We start from the raw sequence: 17,736 nt of genomic DNA on the forward strand, positions 1-17,736 counted from the left end.
CGGTTGGGCGGCGCGACGGCTGGACCAAACGGAGCAAGAAGTCCGGGGAATTCATGGCGCTGAAAAACAAGTGAAGAAGAAAAGCGGCGCGAGAAATTTCAAGGGCGTCCGGGTCGAGAAGAAGGCCGGAAAAAAGACGAAGGCGCGAGCCGGCGGCCGGCGTTAAACCTGACGAACCGAAACGGCCCCGGCGGGGGGACCGAGGCCGCTGTCACGGGAATGTGCCGGGGGTGAACCAGCACGGTGATTAAATGCGCAAGTGCTAAGCTCGTTCCGCCTTCTTCCGACTCCAAATTCAACTGTTAGAGTCGGATACCAGACGGAACGCTGGATCCGTTCGTCAATCTCGGCGTTCTCAGTTGAACAACGGTCTTGGACCATTAATCGAAGGACCCCTAATCGAGAGAGGTAGTCATGCAGCGCCGCGTCCGCTCCAAAGCTCACTCTTTTGAAGATCGAATCGCAGCCGAAAAAGCCAGAATAGAAGAGAAGCTGGCTGCCACTCCGCAAGGGCCTGAGCATGAAGCGCTTGCTACGAAGGTCAGGCAATTAGACACAGCGAGCCGTATCAACGATTGGCTGCGGTCGCCTGGACTGCAATCGCCGAGGTAAGAAAGACGTACCAATGCGCGCCTATCGAGCTTATATGATCGGCTGGGACGGCCATCTCGTCTATCGCGTGGACATTGAATGCGACGATGACGAAGCAGCCGAAGCGCGCGCCATATTACTCGTGGACGGTCACGACATAGAGCTGCGGGACGGCGGGCGGAAGATCGCGGAATTCAAGACGGCGCCCTGCAAGACGGCGCACTAGGGCGGTCAGGAACGTCGGCAGCAGCCGCAAGAGGCGCGAGCGTCGGATCGGCGTTAGGGTCGTGACTGAGGGTGGTGCGTTGAAGCGAATGGCTGGTGGGTTGAAGCGAGCGATGTCGTACCGTGTCCCCCAGGGTGCGATACCTCAGCCCAAGAAGGGTCTCACCGCCGTCGCTGGGGCCCTTCTCGCGCTCAAGCAAACAACTCAGCACCGGTCGGCGTGTAGGTGACGAAAGTCCTAACACATTCAGCTTGGGCCAACCGCGCTCGATCGCGAGTCGCCTACTTGTCAGCTCGAGGCGGGCTGCTGGGCTCGGCGAGCGTCCGGTTTGCGCTAAGAGCCGCCCTCCCGCCAGGTCGCGTTTTGACCCACCGCGCCCGCTCCGAACCCGCTGGACCACGGTGCTGGACTGATTGAACGTTTCGAGCAGCAATCGATTTATGCTCTTGGTAGATCAGACGCTCCGATCGCGCGTTGGTCTTGGTCGTTAACGGAAAGGCCGTCGGCTATGGCGGACTTTGCTCCAGTCTCGCCTCGATCTTCGGCAGTCAGTCAGCCCACAGGCTCGCCGATCCTGACGGCCGGCGGCATCGTCCTTGCAATCGGAGGACTCTATTTCGGCCGGGATATCTTTGTTCCCTTCGCCCTCGCCATCCTCTTAAGCTTCGTTCTCACACCGTTAGTAAACTTTCTAGGGCGCTGGAGGTTGCCCCGCATTGCCGCGGTGCTGATTGCCGTTACGCTTGCCTTCATCCTGATTACAGGCGTCACCTTCGTGGTCGGGCGCCAGCTCGTCCAACTCGCCAACAACCTTCCAAGCTACCAGACTACAATCACTCAGAAAATCCGGTCCTTGCAGGAGTCCGTCCCTGGCGGCGGCGTCCTCGACAATATCACCAGAACGATAGAGGATCTCGGCAAGGACATCTCGGGCGACGAGAAGAAGCCTGAAGAAGCACAGCCCCGGCTCGGAGCCGGTCCTAAGTCTCCGGAGCCGGTCACCGTGCGCTTAGAGGCGCCGCGACCAAAACCCCTTGAGATTATCCGATCCGTAGTCGGTCCGCTGTTAGCGCCGCTTGCCACTGCCGGGCTGGTCGTCATCTTCGTGATCTTCGTGCTGCTCGAGCGGGAGGACCTGCGCGATCGCTTCATCAAACTCGCAGGGGCCGGAGACCTACAGAAAAGTACGCAGGCCATCAACGACGCCACCGCCCGGGTCAGTCGTTACCTCCTGATGCAGCTCGTCGTGAATCTGACCTACGGCATTCCGATTGGCATTGCCCTTTACCTCATTGGTGTGCCCAACGCCCCGCTGTGGGGGCTGCTAGCCGCCGTCCTCCGATTCATCCCGTATCTCGGTCCCTTTCTGGCCGCCCTGTTTCCTATTGCCCTTGCAGTCGCCGTCGATCCTGGCTGGACCATGCTATTCTGGGTGGTCGGGGTGTTCCTCGTGGCTGAACTGATCAGCAACAACGTCGTCGAGCCATGGCTTTACGGCGCCAGCACAGGCCTGTCCTCTCTGGCCATCATCATTGCGGCGATCTTCTGGACCATGCTGTGGGGCCCTGTCGGCCTGTTCTTGGCGACGCCCCTGACCGTCTGCGCGGTCGTCATCGGGCGCTACGTCCCGCAGCTCGAGTTCCTGGGCGTGCTTCTTGGCAGCGATCCGGTGCTTGCGCCGGAGGAGCAGCTTTATCAACGCCTGCTAGCCGGCAACCTGGAAGAGGCGGTGGAGATTGCTGAGGACTATATCGACAAATACTCCTCGCACGACTTCTATGATAACGTGGCCATTCCGGCACTGCGCCTCGCGGAAAACGATCGCCAGCGCAGCACGACGGATACCAATTACCGGCGGCTCGTTGCCGATACGGCGATCTCTGTTGTGCGGGAGGTCGAGGACCATGTCAGGGAAAAGGCCTCCTCAGCTGCCGAGCGAGGCGAAGATCGCACAGCTGAGTGGCCACCGTGCGTTCTCTGCATCGCCGGCCGCACTGAGCTAGATCACGCGGCGGCGGAGATGATGGCGCAGGCGCTCAAGGAGCGGAGCATCAGCACCAAGGTCCTGCCGCCGATCGCAGTCAGCCAGGGAGCGCTGGGGCAGCTTGGTCTCGAAGGCGTCGACGTGGTGTGCCTGTCCTATCTGCATCCCCAGCCGCAGGTCTATGCCCGGTACGTCCTCCGTCGTCTGCGTCGCCGAGCGCCCCACGTGAAGCTCATCGTCTGCTCCTGGAATCTGGCGCAGGGTACGCAACAGACGGAAGAGCTCAACAAGCAGATGGCGGCCGATGCGGTATTCGCCTCGCTTCAGGGCTGTATCAAGCAAGTTGACGAATGGATGCGCCGCCCAGCATCCGGCAGCGGTACGCGTCCGGTGGTTCCTGACGTTGGGCAAGAGCAGGTTGCAGCGCTGCAGAGCCTCGGTTTGGGCGCCGCGAAAGGACGGGAGTTCGATGAGGCGTCCAAGAAGATCGCGCAGGCGTTCAATGTCCCGATCGCACTCGTTTCTCTGGCTGACGATATTAACCCGACTCAGCCAGACGCAATAGACCTGTCGCAGGAAAATCAGGCCATCAATCAGGCTCCTCATGAGGAGCCGCTCGGCGCATACGTGATCGCGGCAAACGAAGTGCTGGTTTCTCAAGACGTGACCGAGGACCCACGCTTTGCCGACGATCCACGCGTGTTGGAGAAGGGCATCCGCTTCTACGCAGGCGTCCCCTTGCGAACCTCAGCTGGACACGTCGTAGGCTCCCTTTGCATCGTTGACACGCAGCCTCGCGAGTTTATGGATCGCGATCGCCAACGCCTCGAGCAGATGGCCAACGATTTGATGGGTCATATCGAGAGCCGCGCTACGGAACCTGCAGTGGCCCTTTCGGACTCAAGGGGACCAAGCGCCGCATCCAGGCCTTGATTGTTCAATGCTTGTGATGGGAATTACCGAACCGACTTCGCGTCAAGAATCAAGGATTGCAGGGCCCCTTGTCACCTGACCGAGACACCAGCTCGGCCAGCCCTGCAGGAAGCCAGCTCTGCATCATGTATTCGCGATGGCTGCTCCGCCGGAGCGATTAGCGGAAAGAAAAGGCCGCCCGGAGGCGGCTAGTTCTTATATCCCTCTTGCTTATTATTTCCTGATGGCGTCAGCGGCGTCTCGCGCTGCATCCTTCACATTGCCCGCGGCTTTGTGCGCGGATCCCTTGGCCTTATCGATCTTGCCTTCGCCTTCCATGTCCTTGTCGCCACTAAGCTTACCAGCACCTTCTTTGATGGCGCCTTTTGCCTTATCGGCAGTGCCCTTCACATGTTCGCGGTCCATAATCGTGTTCCTTTGCTGTCTGGGAAGCGTGACAACGAAAGAGCTGCGCACTAGTTCCTCGGAGAACAGGCGCCGATCTTACACACGACGACGTCTGAGTTTGGCACTAAGTGGAGTGTGCGGTTCGAACCAAGCGATGTCCGCTGCTAAGGGGGCAAAGCGGAGGCTGTTCCATAATGCCTATTTGCGAATCCGCTGGTCTTCTCACGCTCGCGTCGCCCTAATTCGTCACGGTCCCCTGCAATAGCTTGATGCCATGCGCGAGCGCGTTTTGCATTAACAGCGTGTCGACGCCGTAAGCGATCATGCGAAAACCCTTGGCGCGAAAATTGCGCGCCCATTGCTCGTTTCCGGCGAGAAAGCCAGGCGTTTTGCCGTGCTTCTTGCACGCCTCGACCAGGCCATCGACGGCTGCATGGAATTTCGGATTGTCGAACTCCCCGGGGATACCGATGAAGTTCGTCAGATCGTAGTGACCAAGCCAGACCACGTCGACGCCGTCGACTGCCGCAATCGCATCGACATTCGCGATGCCTTTTGCAGTCTCCACCAGCGCGATGACCATCGTGCGTGCGTTCGCTTGGGCGATCTTATCGGTCTCGCGCCCACTCGAATAGTCATCGTGGGCCGCTACATTGAAAGCCGCGCCGCGCCGCCCTGCCGGCGGATACCTGGTGCAGACGACGACCGCCTTTGCCTGCTCGGGTGTTTCGACCATCGGCACCATGATTCCCATCGCACCAATGTCGAGCGCACGCGCAATGTAGTGATAGTGATCCGACGGAACGCGCACGAGAGGCACTAGATCAAGTCCACGGCAGAATGCGAACTGTGCCTTCATCGTCTCGAAGCCGACGCCTGAGTGCTCCATATCGTAGAGGATGAACTCAGCGCCTGCTTCTCGGCAAATCGTCGGATAGCCGGGCGTGAAGAATTCAAACGTCATCGTTCCGAACGCACAGCCGCCGGCCGCAAGGCGGGGTTTCAATGGATTTGGGCGCAGCGCATTTCTCCCGAAGTGCTCCATGATCGTCGGAGTATGGCGAATACGGTGACGATCGCCTTTGATGCAAACATACGTAGGATCCTATCTTTGATCAATCTCGCTCTGGTTGCGGTCGAGTCAATAGATGCGCGCCCCTCCGGCAATGCCGTTATGGCCATACCGGCCCGATTTCTGAAGATCAGATTTTCGAGCGCATCCTGGACGACATCGAAGCGAGCGCGCCCTGCATGTCACTCCGAACGACCTGGACCATGCGAGCCGAAACCACCATGTGAGAAGTCGAACTTGGCCAGCGCTTCACCCGGGTTACGATAGGTGTCTCCCTTGCCGCAGTCGTCGGACGGCTTGGGGTCGCAATACTCCTTCTGCGGCTGGCAATAGTCCTTGTGCGGCTGACAGTCCTCGTTCTTGCCGTCCTTCCAGCCACCATCTTGCTTGGAGTACCCGCCCTTGCCGTCTTTCGAGCAGTCGACCTTCCCGGCATGATTCGAATAATCGCCCTTGCGGCCGTCGTCGGAGCAGTCGCCGTGGCCCTGCGCGGCCTTGGTCGATTGCGCACCTTCGGCGGCAACCCCGGTGAGACCAGCATCGCGCGCAGGCGCCGCTGCTGGTCTGCGGCCTGTAACTCCTACCTGCAGCGGCTGGGCCGCCGGTGCAAGATGGATGATCATATCCGCTCCGTGGGTGATTTCGGGTCGATGTGCTATACTTACACGAGTCATATTTAAATGCCGGAGATTGGCATTGATTTCTTGTTCCTTGTCGGTGTCCAGATGTGCTGTGCCCTCGTCCAGAAACAGGATCTTTGGTCGGCGATAGAGCGCGCGCGCGAGCAACACTCGCTGTTTCTGCCCGCTAGATAATGAGCTTCCCATGTCACCGATGAGGCTATTGTAGCTCATCGGCATTGCCATGATGTCGTCGTGGATGCCGGCGATCTGCGCACACTCGATCATCCATTGCCGATCGAATGTTGTCTCAAAAAAGCAGATGTTGTCGGCAATTGATCCTGACAGCAATTGATCCTCCTGCATCACCGCGCCGATGTGTTCGCGATAAACGCGCGGTCCGATCTGGCCTAGCGGAAGGCCGTCGATCAGGACCTCCCCGCTCGTTGGCTCGAGCAGCCCAAGCATAATCTTGACTAGAGTTGTCTTGCCGCAGCCGGAAGGTCCCATGATCGTCACGAATTGTCCCGGAGCAACGCACAGATTGACGTTGTTAAGAATCAGAGGCTCAGCTTCTGCATAGCGGAAGCACACGTTGCGCAGTTCGATCGAGCCGCAGATCGGTCGCACATACGACAGATCCTGGTCGTGCCCCCGCTCTAGGGGGTGAGCGCAATATCAGCGAGGCGCTCCAGGTGCAGTCCGAGAATGCGCAGGTCCACCAGCTTCTCGATTAGCAGCGCTGTCCGTTCGGCAAACTGCAGCTTGTAGCTGACGAACGCGAATATCATGCCAACCGTGATAAGGTTGTCGAGTGCGAGGCGAGCGGCGAGGTAGATTGTGATTACGTTCTCCAGGCCGTATATCGTGTCGTTGATGGCTTTGAAGCTAATCCTCGCCCGGCCTAGCCGCACGTTGGCGTTTACGTACTCAGCATAGCGGTTCAGCCACTGGCTCTCCCGCTCGTTCTCTCGGTTGAGCAGCTTAAGGCTCTGCACGGCCCGCACGGTTTCGATGAAGTTGGAGTCTTCCTGTGCCTTGCTGTGAATGGCCGCTTCGCTCCGTTGTCGGAAGACCCTGAAGAGAGCTAGTCGCAAAGCGGCGTACAGCGCGAACGCGAACAGAACTACGAATCCGAGCTGAACGCTGTATGCGAACATCAACGCCAGCATCAACACCGACATGAGACCGTCGATCAAGCCCGTGATCAGTCCCTCCGCGAGCATGTTGCGGATGGGCTCGATCGAGCCGAAGCGCGACAGGATGTCGCCGATGTGCCGCTTTTCGAAAAATGAGAGAGGCAAACGCACCAGATGATGAAACAGCCGGGCGCCGATCTGAAAGCTCAGCGTGTTCTGCAGAAGAAGAACAATGAACGAGCGGGTCGCGGTCGACGCGACTTTGATCAGGACGAGTAGCGCGAATCCAAGCCCGAGTACGAGCAGAAGATCGACGTCGCCTCTGGCGATGACCTCGTCAACCGTGAGCTGGATGTAGAAGGGAGCGGCGAGGATAAGGATCTCGCTGACCACCGAGAGAACCAATATCTGCGCTAAGACATGAGAGTTTCCCCTCATTCCGCTCCAGAATGCTGAGAACGGTAGTCGCACTCTCTGGTCTGTGCGGCAGAACTCTTCGGTCGGTGAGAGTTCAAGTACGACTCCGGTGAGATGTCTCGATGCTTCGGTGATGGGAAACCATTTCTCGCCGGCGGCCGGATCGTGAACCACGATCCCGTGTTTCTTGCACGCCTTCAGGACAACGAAATGATCCATGTCCCAGTGCAGGATAGCCGGGAGACGCAGTTGGCACAGATGGTCAACCTCGATTCGCAGCGGCCGGCATGCCAGGCCCAGGTGAGCCGCTATCTCCATGAGGTCGCGGAGAGTGACACCCTTCAGCGAGACTGCGTACCGCCGCCGCAGGCTATTCATGTCAGTTCGATGGCCATGATAGAACGCTACCATGGCAAGGCATGCCAGCCCGCATTCCGCTGCCTCTGTCTGCCTGATGACCGGGAGGAACCCGCGTCCGCTGAAGTTCAACAGTCCCTGCATGTGGCTACATCCTTGCGCTCAACATCGGGTCAAGCAGCCACCACATCAGCGAGCGCTGCTCGAGGATCACGTCGGCCTTGAGCAGCATGCCTGGCTGAAGCGGCATCTTGCGCCCATAGGCATCGATATCGGGCCGCTCGGGAAGCACAGTCACGCGGTACGCCGGCTCTTTGAGGGTGATCGGCCCGGTAGCATCATTGCCCGTAAGGATCGTGTGAGAGACTTTTGCCACGGTTCCGCGATAGGTGCCGAATTTCTGATAGGGAAATGCATCGTAGAGAATCCTGACCTGCTGGCCGGGGCGCACGAATCCGGACGCGCGCGTCGGAAAGAACAGCTCCGCCTGCAAGGTCGAATCAAGTGGGACGATTTCGAGCTGCATATGCTTTGGATCAGCGACCTTGCCGACCGTCGCCTGCAGCGTGGACACGCGCCCACTCGTCGGCGCCTTGATAACGTAGGCCCGTCGTCCGTCTACCTCGGCGCTGCGCTGTTCGATCCAGGAGAGATCGCTGCGCAGTACGCGAAGCCTTTCTGCGGCAACGGTCGGGAGTTGCTCGAGCGTATGCCGAGCGTCACTCAACTGGGTGCGTCGTACAGTGATCTGCTGGTCGAGCGACGCCAAGCTCTGCGCTTGCTCGAGCGCCGCCTGCTCGCGGCGCTTCAGCTCGACGGCTGGCAACGCCCCCTTCGCGATTAGCGTAGCGCCCGTCGCTACAAAACTCTCGGAAAGCTTCAGCCGTTCGTTCTGGATGTTGCGCTGGTCCTCGAGTTGGGCAATCTCCCCCTCGATCCCCTTGGTCGTAGAAGCGAGGCGCTCGTGTTCGGAGGCGGTCCGGCGCTCTTCCGCAGCGATCTGTCGCTCGACCACCTCGCGTTGCCGCGTCAGCGCTTCGAGAACGGCGGCATTGACGTCATCGCCGTTGGCGCTGATTTGGGAAGTGACTATCGTCAGGAGCGGGGCGCCCTCGGCAACCTCCTGACCCTCCTTGACGTGGAGTTCTTTGATGAAGCCCTGTTGCGGCACCAAAATTTTGGCCGTTCCGAAGGTGGGAGTTAGATAGCCCGTGACGGTTTCTTTGCGGGCGTATTGAGCGATGGAGATAAAAACCAAAATGAATGCAACAAGGCCCGCGAGAGTCCAGCTGAGGATCATGCTCGATATCGGCTGCAGCGATACGACCTCGCCCCAGCTGTGGCGCTGATGCAGAAAGTCGATTGCTTCCTGGCGAAATAGAGCTGGCCGTGTCGCCATGGTCGCACCTTGTTGTTACGCTCTCATTCGTCAATTCAAGGGCTGCGCGTAGTATCTCTCCGCCGCGGCACGGCTGCGGATGGGTACCGCACAATGCGGTCGAGAACCGCTCCCCGCTACGGAGAAGCGGCTCTCGCGCCAATTCATTGCATTAGCCGATGTTGAAGTTCGTTTGCTTGTTGTCACCCACAACGATTCCAGCGACGTTGGCCTGCACAACGTTATCGCTGACATTGATGAGTGAGCCATTGTGGCAGCGGCAGCCGGAGCCAGCAGCTACGAGCTCGAGTTCCTCGTCGCGCAGTTCAACAGGGTGGGTAAGTTCATGCATGTTACTCTCCTTGTACTCTCTCGTGATGTTGATGGCGCCGTTACTAACGGCTACCACTATCCTCTAGTCGGAAGCCGCCAATCTGGATGCACCGTCGCGTAAATTTTGCGCGGCATAACGTTTGCCGTTCATTAATGCCGCTTGACGTCGAGGAGATCGCAATCAAGCTCGCTGCTAGCGCTCGCGTCACTCTCGATCAAGCGCGCACTCCGAACTCAGCAGCCAAAACACTGGCCGTTCAAGCGGGACAACGGTCCTCAATTCACGTTTCGAAATCCGGATCGACGATCGGTTGCTGCCATTGCCGTGTCCGGAGCTAACCAGCTACAAGTCCAGGCGGGGCTAATGAGGCGTATCTAAATCGTTCTGATGGGAGTCCGGCGATGGCTTGGATGGAGTCCTTGCCCGCCCTTGAAGCAGGCGAAAACACTGTTCACCGGATGTCAGCGTTGTCGACGATGACGATATGACTCACCAATTCCGTTCGGCTTCGGAGCGGATCTAAGCGCGGCCCTCAGACACCCAATTCAGGACTCGAGGGCATCGCGCCGTGCCCTGCATTTTTCTGTCGGACCATAATCCGCGAGAGCTTTCACCCATCGATCGCCCGTCGCGCCGCCTTCGCATTGGAGCGTTACGACAGGACCATCCTGCAGCACCAACTTCGGACCACTCGAGTTCATGACCTTCCTCATGAACTCCTCGGGCCCAGTGATGGAACCTTCCGCGACGACAGGTCCTGCTACCGGCACAATCGTGAGCCAGTAGTAGACAGCGTCCGCTTCCTCTCCGCCGATGATGATCGTACCCTCGCCGCTCAGTTCGTCGATGGTATTGTCGTGCCGGTCCATGTGCTCAGCCCTCAAGGAGGGGAAGGTCGCTGCCAACGGGTTGTGCCTGCATGTTACACTCCTTGAGTGTTGATGACGCCGTAGTAACAGCTGCCATCTACCTCTAGTCGGAAGCGGCCAATCTGGATGCAACGTCGCTTGAATTTTGCCGATAAGGAGTAACGCGTGTCGTCCATTGATGCCGTGCGACCCTGAGGAGATCGCAATCAAGATCACTGCGGGTGCTCACGCTACTCCTCCTCGATTAAGCGAGATGGCGTGGCCAAGCCCCCTTAAGGTTCCGAGCGACGTCCAATTCCTGGCGCACACTCCGAACTAAGAAAACATTGGACCTTCATGCGCCATCACGGGCTCTCAAATTTCGCGTTTTGAAATCCGTCGACGAGATCGTCGATCAGTGCTGCGAGGTTGGAAGCCTCGCCGAGACGCAATCAAAATTAAAATCATGTCCATCGCGTGCCGCGATTGGGCAGGTCACCGCGGCTCGCGTGGCAAGCGGGCATCACTCGCGTGTCGAGCGAGCATGAAGTGTTAAGCGCCGGCCTGCGCCGAGGCAAAATACAAATGCAAAATCAAAATCATGTCTATCGCGTGCCTCGATTGGGCAGGTCACCGCGGCTCGCGTGGCAAGCGAGCATCACTCGCCCGGCAAGCGAGCATGAACTGTTAAGCGCCTGCCTGCGCCCTGATATCGACGTCACGAGCTTGTGATGAGCGCAGATCGAAACAATTTTTAATGCGTGAAGTAGTCCGCTGACTAAGTTTTCACCAGCAGCTTATTGTGCACTCGGGAAGTGCAAGTCATCGGTATTGCCTTGCACGGAAAAGGGGTTGCGTACCGTGCCCCATCAACGCGCGTGCTTCACAAATGAAGCGTCTCTCCCCAGCGCGGCGCAGGATCACACATCTCGCTATTCTGAGACAGCTCTCAATTACGAAACGGCGCTAATCGAGTGCGCCGCCGGGGCGCAGTCTGCCGTCGGCGAGATCTACGCCCGGGAGAAGGACCAGTTGCGCGCGGTGGCGCACCGGATCGTCCACGACAGGTCGCGTGCGGAGGACGTCATCCACGATGCGTTCGCGCAAATTCTCCGATGTTCCAAAGATTTCGATCCTGCACGCGGATCGGCGCGGGGCTGGATCTACGCGATCGTCCGCCACACAGCACTCAGGATGCAGAAGAACGCCAAGCGGGAACTCGCGCTCGAGGACCACACTCTGAACGCCGTCTGCGAGCGGGAACAGACGGTCTCGAACCCCGCGTCTCGCATCCCGGACAGCATGACCCTACGGACCATGCTCGATCAACTCGAGCCAAAGCGTCGCGCGAGCCTGCTTCTGGCGATCATCGATGGGCGTACGCACGAGGAGATCGCCGAATACCTCCGGGTTCCGGTGGGAACGGTCAAGGCGTGGATCCGGAGAGAACTCGTGGCCATGCGGCGGCAGCTCGAATGAGGCGTGAATTTATTTGCGCGCTGCATCCATCGGGGCGCGTCGACGACAGTAGGGTGAGGGCGCCGGGATCCGGAGCAGGCATGGGCCCGCCGCAACCGCGAAGTTAGGAGCGAAACCATGTCCATCCTGAGCTGGGTTACGAGCATTCTCGGACTGGCAAAGCTTCCGGAAATCGGCGTCCCCCGCGAGGAATACAAGACAACCACGCTCGACGACGGTGGCAACGGCGAGCACTTCAAGTGGAATGACGATCACAAGGCTCGCGAGGACTACTCCAAGCACGATGGTGGCTGGAAGGACGCCAAGAACGATGACGGCCCGCCGCAGAAGGACTATTGCGACCCCGAGCCATCCGACGACTGCGGCAAGGGCGACACTTATCCTAACCCGGGTGATGCGTTGGCCAAGTTCGACTTCTCACATGGTGATTTCGGCTCGCATGGTCCGGATCATTCGGGTGACATGCAGGTCGCGCTCGCTTCGATGTCGTCCGACGACGCGCTCGAATACGCCATCGCCCAAATGGGCTCCGCGGATCACTTTGATGGAGCGCATTTCCATATGCCGGCGGACATGTCGCACGACACTGACGCCTGATGCGCCGAACGACCCGCCCGGCATGGATTGCGCGAGAGTAGTTTCTGATTCGAACGAGAAGAAGGGCGGCAGTCATGTACGAAGTGGAAAAACGCGAACTGTTCGAACAAGAGCGGAAGATCTTCGAAGCTGGGGTGCAGCGCGCGGACAAGCGATCCGGCTCTTTCAATTTCTTGACCTGGTCGTTCTTCATTGCCCCGCTGATTGCCCGCGACGAGGTTCTTGACGGCCTTTTCAAATCCGCGGCAGCCGAGCAGGAGGTCGCAAAAACGGCTCAGGCAGGCGCCGCGCCGCAGGAGACGAATGACAGTCTGCCGGCGATTGATCCTTCGAAAACGCGCGCAGAGGATGAGGCGGCCAAAAGGCCCGCCGCCTCGTCGGAGGCGCGTGCGGCCCAGCTCGATCCGACGGGGCTTTTGGCGCAGCCGCATGACGATGCGCTCAAGCCGAGCCCCGCACGCAGCCAAGCTGTCGCCACCGAGGGGACGGGGGCGGCGATGATGCCGAGTCCCGCCATCTTAACGCTCACATCTCAATCGAAGATAGTTCCGTCAACCCGCTATCAGCGGATTCCCACCTCGGAGGCACTCAAATGCAGGGTGGGTCAACGCTCGAATCCGCTCAGTCCAACGTCCTACTCTTTCAGCCCGTCGATCAGCCCGTCGATGATCGGGTTCGTTCCCCTGCTTGGAGCTGTCGGCGGTCTTAGCAATGACGTGGTGGGAGGGATCATGCCGGTCGAGGTGCCGCCGCCGGTGCTCGCGACGGTGACCAACACCCTAAGCGCGCTGACCCATGACGTGGGCGGCCCGATCGCGCCGGCCGAGGCGACGGCGCAGCCGGTGCTCGCGACGGTGAGCGACACCGTAAGCACGTTGACCGACGACGTGATCGCCACGATTGCGCCGGTCGAGACGGCGGTGCAGCCGGTGCTCGCGACCGTGACCGACAGCGTGGGCACGCTGACCAACGACGTGGGCGGCACGATGGCACCGGTCGAGGCGCAGCCGAGGCTCACGACCGCAAGCGACACCGTAAGCACGTTGACCGACGACGTGATCGCCACGATTGCGCCGGTCGAGGCGGCGGTGCAGCCGGTGCTCGCGACCGTGACCGACAGCGTGGGCACGCTGACCAACGACGTGGGCGGCACGATCGCGCCGGTCGAGGCGCAGCCGATGCTCACGACCGCAACCGACACCGTAAGCACGTTGACCGACGACGTGATCGCCACGGTTGCGCCGTTCGAGGCGGCGGCGCAGCCGGTGCTGGCGACGGTGACCGACAGCGCGGGTACGCTGACTGAGGACGTCGGCGCCACGGTTGCGCCGGTCGAGGCGGCGGCGCAGCCGGTGCTGGCGGCGGTGACCGATGCTGTGGGCACGTTGACCGAGGACGTCGGCGCCACGGTTGCGCCGTTCGAGGCGGCGGCGCAGCCGGTGCTGGCGGCGGTGACCGATACTGTGGGCACGCTGACCGAGGACGTCGGTGCCACGATCGCGTCGGTCGAGGCGGTGCAGCCGGTGCTCACGACGGTGACCGACAGCGCGGGCACGCTGACCGAGGACGTCGGTGCCACGATCGCGCCGGTCGAGGCGGCGGCGCAGCCGGTGCTGGCGACCGTAACCGATACCGTCGGCACGCTGACCGAGGACGTCGGCGGCTCGATCGCGCCGGTCGAGGCGGTGCAGCCGGTGCTCACGACGGTGACCGACAGCGCGGGCACGCTGACCGAGGACGTCGGCGCCACGATCGCGCCGGTCGAGGCGGTGCAGCCGGTGCTCACGACGGTGACCGACAGCGCGGGCACGCTGACCGAGGACGTCGGCGCCACGATCGCGCCGGTCGAGGCGGCGGTGCAGCCGGTGCTGGCGACGGTGAGCGACAGCGCGGGTGTGCCGACCGATGACGTCGGCGCCACGATCGCGCCGGTCGAGGCGGCGGCACAGCCGGTGCTGGCGACGGTGACCGACACCGTGGGTACGCTGACCGAGGACGTCGGAGGCTCGATTGCGCCGGTCGAGGCGGTGCAGCCGGTGCTGGCGACGGTGACCGACACCGCGGCTACGCTGACCGAGGATCTCGGCGCCACGATCGCGCCGGTCGAGGCGGCGGCACAGCCGGTGCTGGCGACGGTGACCGACACCGTGGGTACGCTGACCGAGGACGTCGGAGGCTCGATTGCGCCGGTCGAGGCGGTGCAGCCGGTGCTGGCGACGGTGACCGACACCGCGGCTACGCTGACCGAGGATCTCGGCGCCACGATCGCGCCGGTCGAGGCGGCGGCGCAGCCGGTGCTGGCGACGGTAACCGACAGCGCGGCCACGCTGACCGAGGACGTCGGCGCCACGATCGCGCCGGTGGCCGGTGACCTCGCACAACCGGAAAGTGCAGTCAGCGACACTCTTGCGGATGCGGCGCCGGTCGTTGAGACGACCGAGCCGGTGCTCACGACAACAGCTGCAGCCGTGAGCGATCCGACCAGCGACGTGTCAGATCCGGCCGACGCCGGGACCGTGGCCAGCGACGCTCTCGCGGATGCGGCGCCGGTCGTTGAGACGACCGAGCCGGTGCTCACGACAACAGCTGCCACCCTGAGCGATCCGACCAGCGACGTGTCAGATCTGGCCGACACCGGGACCGTGGCCAGCGGCGCTCTTGCGGATGCGGCGCCGGTCGTTGAGACGACCGAGCCTGTGCTCACGACAGCAGCTGCCGCCGTGAGCGATCCGACCAGCGACGTGTCAGATCCGGCCGAGGCCGGGACCGCGGCCAGCGACGCTCTCGCGGATGCGGCGCCAGTCGTTGAAACGACCGAGCCGGCGCCGACGGCAACAGCTGCCGTCGTGAGCGATCCGACCAGCGACGTGTCAGATCCGGCCGACGCCGGGACCGTGGCCAGCGATACTCTTGCGGATGCGGCGCCAGTTGAGACGAGCGAGCCGACGCCGACAACAACAGCTGCCACCATGAGCGATCCGACCAGCGACGTGTCGGATCCGGCCGACACCGGAACCGCGGCCAGCGACGCTGTTGCGGATGCGGCGCCGGTCGTTGAGACGACCGAGCCGGTGCCGACGACAACAGCTGCCGCCGTGAGCGATCCGACCAGCGACGTGTCGGATCCGGCCGACACCGGAACCGCGGCCAGCGACGCTGTTGCGGATGCGGCGCCGGTTGAGACGAGCGAGCCGGCGCCGACGACAACAGCTGCCGCCGTGAGCGATCCGACCAGCGACGTGTCGGATCCGGCCGACACGGGGACCGTGGCCAGCGACGCTGTTGCGGATGCGGCGCCGGTCGATGAGGCCGCAGGCGACGTGATCGCCTTGAACGATGAGCCACCGCCACCAGAAAATGCTCTGCACACGGGAACCGAGTACACCGATTACGGCGTTAACCTTAGCAGCGACAGCGCAGTTCCCCCGCAGGATACCGGCTCTTCGGCCGACGCCGCGTCGGCGTCTGATACTGCGCCGCCGCCTCCCGAGATCGTGGATACGAATCAGCCAACAGAACCTGAACTTGCTGTCCTATAGCGGGGACGAACATGGCGGCCGTCGAGATACTGGACAATCCGCCGCGCAGACGTTCTGCAGATCACCTTCGCGTCGCACCCGGCGGCGAGGCCCGCGACTATGTTGGACCTGTAAACCCGCTGGCCACCTGGCGTTCGGTCGCGCGCACGAACCTGATTGCGGTCGCTGCATTTTCGGTTGTCGTGAATCTGCTGATGCTCACGCTGCCGATCTACCTGTTCCAGATTTCCGATCGCGTGCTGACGAGCCGCAGTCTCGAAACGCTGCTGATGCTCTCGGCTCTCGCGCTGGCGTTCATCGGCATCCTCTCGATCATCGACATTCTGCGTCGGCAGGTGCTGGGGCGTTTTGCGACCAAGATGGAGGCGGTGCTCGGCGGTGCAGTGCTGGCGAGCAGCATCAACAACGCCAGGGCCGGCGAGGGCGGGACCATCCAGGCGATTCGTAGCCTTCACCAGGTGCGGGGATTCATCTCGAGCCCCGTCATGCTGATGCTGATGGACGCGCCGCTCTCGCCCCTCTACTTCGGAGTCATATTTCTCATTCACCGAGATCTCGGCTTAATCGCTGTCGTGTCGGGCTTGGCACTGGTGCTGATTGCGGTGCTCAACCAGAAAGTGACCTCGGAGCGTCTGAGCGAGGCAGGCCTGCATGCTGCTGAGGCCGATGCGGCGGCCGAGTCGCTGGCGCGAAATTCGCAGGTGATCAATGCGATGGGAATGCTGAGCGAGAGCATTCTTCATTGGGGTCGCCGGCAGGCGCCGGCCCTGACGGTGCAGAGCCAGGCCCTTGACCGGAATTTCTGGATCAGCGGTGCGTCGAAGTTCGTCCGGCTTGTGACCCAGATCACGATCCTCGGCGTGGGCGCCTATCTGGCCCTCAACGCCGAGATCACCGGCGGCATGATGATCGCGGCCGCAATCATCGTCGGCCGCGCGCTGCAGCCGCTCGAGGGCCTGATCGAGGGATGGCGCAGCTGCGTTCAGGCGCGATCGGCCTATGCGCGTGTAAAGCAGGCGGTCGAGTCATTCCAGCGCGAGACGCCGAAGCTGCGCCTGCCCAAGCCGCAAGGGCGCCTGACCGTGGATCGGGTCTTGTATTTGCCGCCCGGCTCGAAGGAACCGGTGCTCAATAGCGTGTCGCTCGAGCTCGCGCCCGGAGAGTCTCTTGCCATTGTCGGACCGTCTGGGTCGGGCAAGTCGACCCTCGCGCGCATTCTGGTGGGCTGTCTGGTGCCGACCGCCGGCAAGGTCAGGCTGGACGGAACGGAGCTGCGCAACTGGGATCGCCGCCAGTTTGGCGAATATACCGGCTACCTGCCCCAGGAGGTCGAGCTATTTCCCGGGACGATCAAGCAGAACATCTGCCGAATGCGGGACGACCTGCCCGATGCGAGCATCTATGAGGCGGCAATATTCTCGGGCATCCACGACATGGTCTGTCAGCTGCCGCAAGGATACGAGACCGTGCTCGACCGCGGCGGCGGGCCGCTCTCCGGTGGACAGAAGCAGCGCATCGCGCTCGCCCGGGCATTCTTCGGTGATCCGTGCCTCGTCGTCCTCGACGAGCCCAACTCGAATCTCGACGCGGCGGGGGAGCTGGCTCTGACCGAGACCCTGCAGCGCGCCAAGAAGCGGGGGTCACCGCGGTGGTGGTAACCCTGCGCCCTGCGCTGCTGAACAGCGTGGACAAAGTGCTCATCCTGCGGGCCGGACGGGCCGAAGCATTCGGATCTCCGAGCGACGTGCTGCACCGCCTGGTTCGGTCGCCCGGCGGGGCCGCCGCAAGTAAGCCGGAGCAGCCGCAACGCATCGAATCCTCTGGCCCGTGAGGTG

Annotated in this window: 13 protein-coding genes; 6 read left to right on the forward strand and 7 right to left on the reverse strand. The window is 61.6% G+C overall.

Annotation, left to right across the window (positions count from 1 at the left end; translation table 11 throughout):
- Positions 1–646 precede the first annotated feature (646 nt).
- Positions 647–817 (forward strand): hypothetical protein, encoded by a 171-nt coding sequence (locus ACFXS9_RS42645; RefSeq protein WP_392699597.1) that lies wholly within the window; start codon positions 647–649, stop codon positions 815–817.
- A 508-nt stretch (positions 818–1,325) separates the two neighbouring features.
- Positions 1,326–3,734: an AI-2E family transporter gene (locus ACFXS9_RS42650; protein ID WP_392699599.1), complete on the forward strand. Its 2,409-nt coding sequence runs from the start codon at positions 1,326–1,328 to the stop codon at positions 3,732–3,734.
- Between the two features lie 213 nt (positions 3,735–3,947).
- Here ACFXS9_RS42650 and ACFXS9_RS42655 read toward each other — a convergent pair whose 3' ends face one another.
- The 7 genes from ACFXS9_RS42655 to ACFXS9_RS42685 all read right to left on the reverse strand — a co-directional run bounded on the left by ACFXS9_RS42655 (position 3,948) and on the right by ACFXS9_RS42685 (position 10,307).
- A complete protein-coding gene (locus ACFXS9_RS42655) occupies positions 3,948–4,139 on the reverse strand; it encodes a CsbD family protein (RefSeq protein WP_392699601.1) in 192 nt (63 codons plus the stop codon).
- 220 nt (positions 4,140–4,359) lie between these two features.
- On the reverse strand, positions 4,360–5,085 hold the full coding sequence (locus tag ACFXS9_RS42660) for an HpcH/HpaI aldolase/citrate lyase family protein (protein WP_392699602.1): 726 nt from the start codon (positions 5,083–5,085) through the stop codon (positions 4,360–4,362).
- A 290-nt stretch (positions 5,086–5,375) separates the two neighbouring features.
- Positions 5,376–6,443, reverse strand: coding sequence for an ATP-binding cassette domain-containing protein (locus tag ACFXS9_RS42665; RefSeq protein ID WP_392699604.1), 1,068 nt, complete (start codon positions 6,441–6,443; stop codon positions 5,376–5,378).
- Positions 6,444–6,472: 29 nt separating this feature from the next.
- Positions 6,473–7,870: a peptidase domain-containing ABC transporter gene (locus ACFXS9_RS42670; RefSeq protein WP_392699606.1), complete on the reverse strand. Its 1,398-nt coding sequence runs from the start codon at positions 7,868–7,870 to the stop codon at positions 6,473–6,475.
- Positions 7,871–7,874: 4 nt separating this feature from the next.
- On the reverse strand, positions 7,875–9,125 hold the full coding sequence (locus ACFXS9_RS42675) for an HlyD family efflux transporter periplasmic adaptor subunit (RefSeq protein ID WP_392699608.1): 1,251 nt from the start codon (positions 9,123–9,125) through the stop codon (positions 7,875–7,877).
- A 151-nt stretch (positions 9,126–9,276) separates the two neighbouring features.
- Complete coding sequence (locus ACFXS9_RS42680) at positions 9,277–9,456, reverse strand: hypothetical protein (protein WP_334381738.1); 180 nt, start codon at positions 9,454–9,456, stop codon at positions 9,277–9,279.
- 527 nt (positions 9,457–9,983) lie between these two features.
- Complete coding sequence (locus ACFXS9_RS42685) at positions 9,984–10,307, reverse strand: hypothetical protein (RefSeq protein WP_392699611.1); 324 nt, start codon at positions 10,305–10,307, stop codon at positions 9,984–9,986.
- A gap of 840 nt (positions 10,308–11,147) precedes the next feature.
- Between ACFXS9_RS42685 and ACFXS9_RS42690 the strand changes: the two genes are divergently transcribed.
- From ACFXS9_RS42690 to ACFXS9_RS42705, 4 genes are all read left to right on the forward strand, one after another.
- The gene (locus tag ACFXS9_RS42690; RefSeq protein ID WP_392700314.1) at positions 11,148–11,765 is read left to right on the forward strand and encodes a sigma-70 family RNA polymerase sigma factor; all 618 of its coding nucleotides are present in this window, start codon (positions 11,148–11,150) and stop codon (positions 11,763–11,765) included.
- Between the two features lie 117 nt (positions 11,766–11,882).
- Positions 11,883–12,362, forward strand: a complete 480-nt coding sequence (locus tag ACFXS9_RS42695) for a hypothetical protein (RefSeq protein ID WP_392699613.1) — start codon at positions 11,883–11,885, stop codon at positions 12,360–12,362.
- 74 nt (positions 12,363–12,436) lie between these two features.
- Positions 12,437–15,901 (forward strand): hypothetical protein, encoded by a 3,465-nt coding sequence (locus ACFXS9_RS42700; protein ID WP_392699615.1) that lies wholly within the window; start codon positions 12,437–12,439, stop codon positions 15,899–15,901.
- Positions 15,902–15,912: 11 nt separating this feature from the next.
- On the forward strand, positions 15,913–17,559 hold the full coding sequence (locus ACFXS9_RS42705) for a type I secretion system permease/ATPase (RefSeq protein WP_392699617.1): 1,647 nt from the start codon (positions 15,913–15,915) through the stop codon (positions 17,557–17,559).
- Positions 17,560–17,736: the final 177 nt, after the last annotated feature.

The organism is Bradyrhizobium sp. RDI18 (genome assembly GCF_043203335.1).
Classification (GTDB): Bacteria; Pseudomonadota; Alphaproteobacteria; order Rhizobiales; family Xanthobacteraceae; genus Bradyrhizobium; species Bradyrhizobium retamae.

Bases quoted from the DNA above. Each gene is read 5' to 3' on its own strand.
- ACFXS9_RS42685 (WP_392699611.1), bottom strand. From the start codon at position 10,307: ATGGACCGGCACGACAATACCATCGACGAACTGAGCGGCGAGGGTACG.
- ACFXS9_RS42670 (WP_392699606.1), bottom strand. From the start codon at position 7,870: ATGCAGGGACTGTTGAACTTCAGCGGACGCGGGTTCCTCCCGGTCATC.
- ACFXS9_RS42695 (WP_392699613.1), top strand. From the start codon at position 11,883: ATGTCCATCCTGAGCTGGGTTACGAGCATTCTCGGACTGGCAAAGCTT.
- ACFXS9_RS42705 (WP_392699617.1), top strand. From the start codon at position 15,913: ATGGCGGCCGTCGAGATACTGGACAATCCGCCGCGCAGACGTTCTGCA.
- ACFXS9_RS42645 (WP_392699597.1), top strand. From the start codon at position 647: ATGATCGGCTGGGACGGCCATCTCGTCTATCGCGTGGACATTGAATGC.
- ACFXS9_RS42650 (WP_392699599.1), top strand. From the start codon at position 1,326: ATGGCGGACTTTGCTCCAGTCTCGCCTCGATCTTCGGCAGTCAGTCAG.
- ACFXS9_RS42700 (WP_392699615.1), top strand. From the start codon at position 12,437: ATGTACGAAGTGGAAAAACGCGAACTGTTCGAACAAGAGCGGAAGATC.
- ACFXS9_RS42655 (WP_392699601.1), bottom strand. From the start codon at position 4,139: ATGGACCGCGAACATGTGAAGGGCACTGCCGATAAGGCAAAAGGCGCC.
- ACFXS9_RS42680 (WP_334381738.1), bottom strand. From the start codon at position 9,456: ATGCATGAACTTACCCACCCTGTTGAACTGCGCGACGAGGAACTCGAG.
- ACFXS9_RS42675 (WP_392699608.1), bottom strand. From the start codon at position 9,125: ATGGCGACACGGCCAGCTCTATTTCGCCAGGAAGCAATCGACTTTCTG.
- ACFXS9_RS42660 (WP_392699602.1), bottom strand. From the start codon at position 5,085: ATGACGTTTGAATTCTTCACGCCCGGCTATCCGACGATTTGCCGAGAA.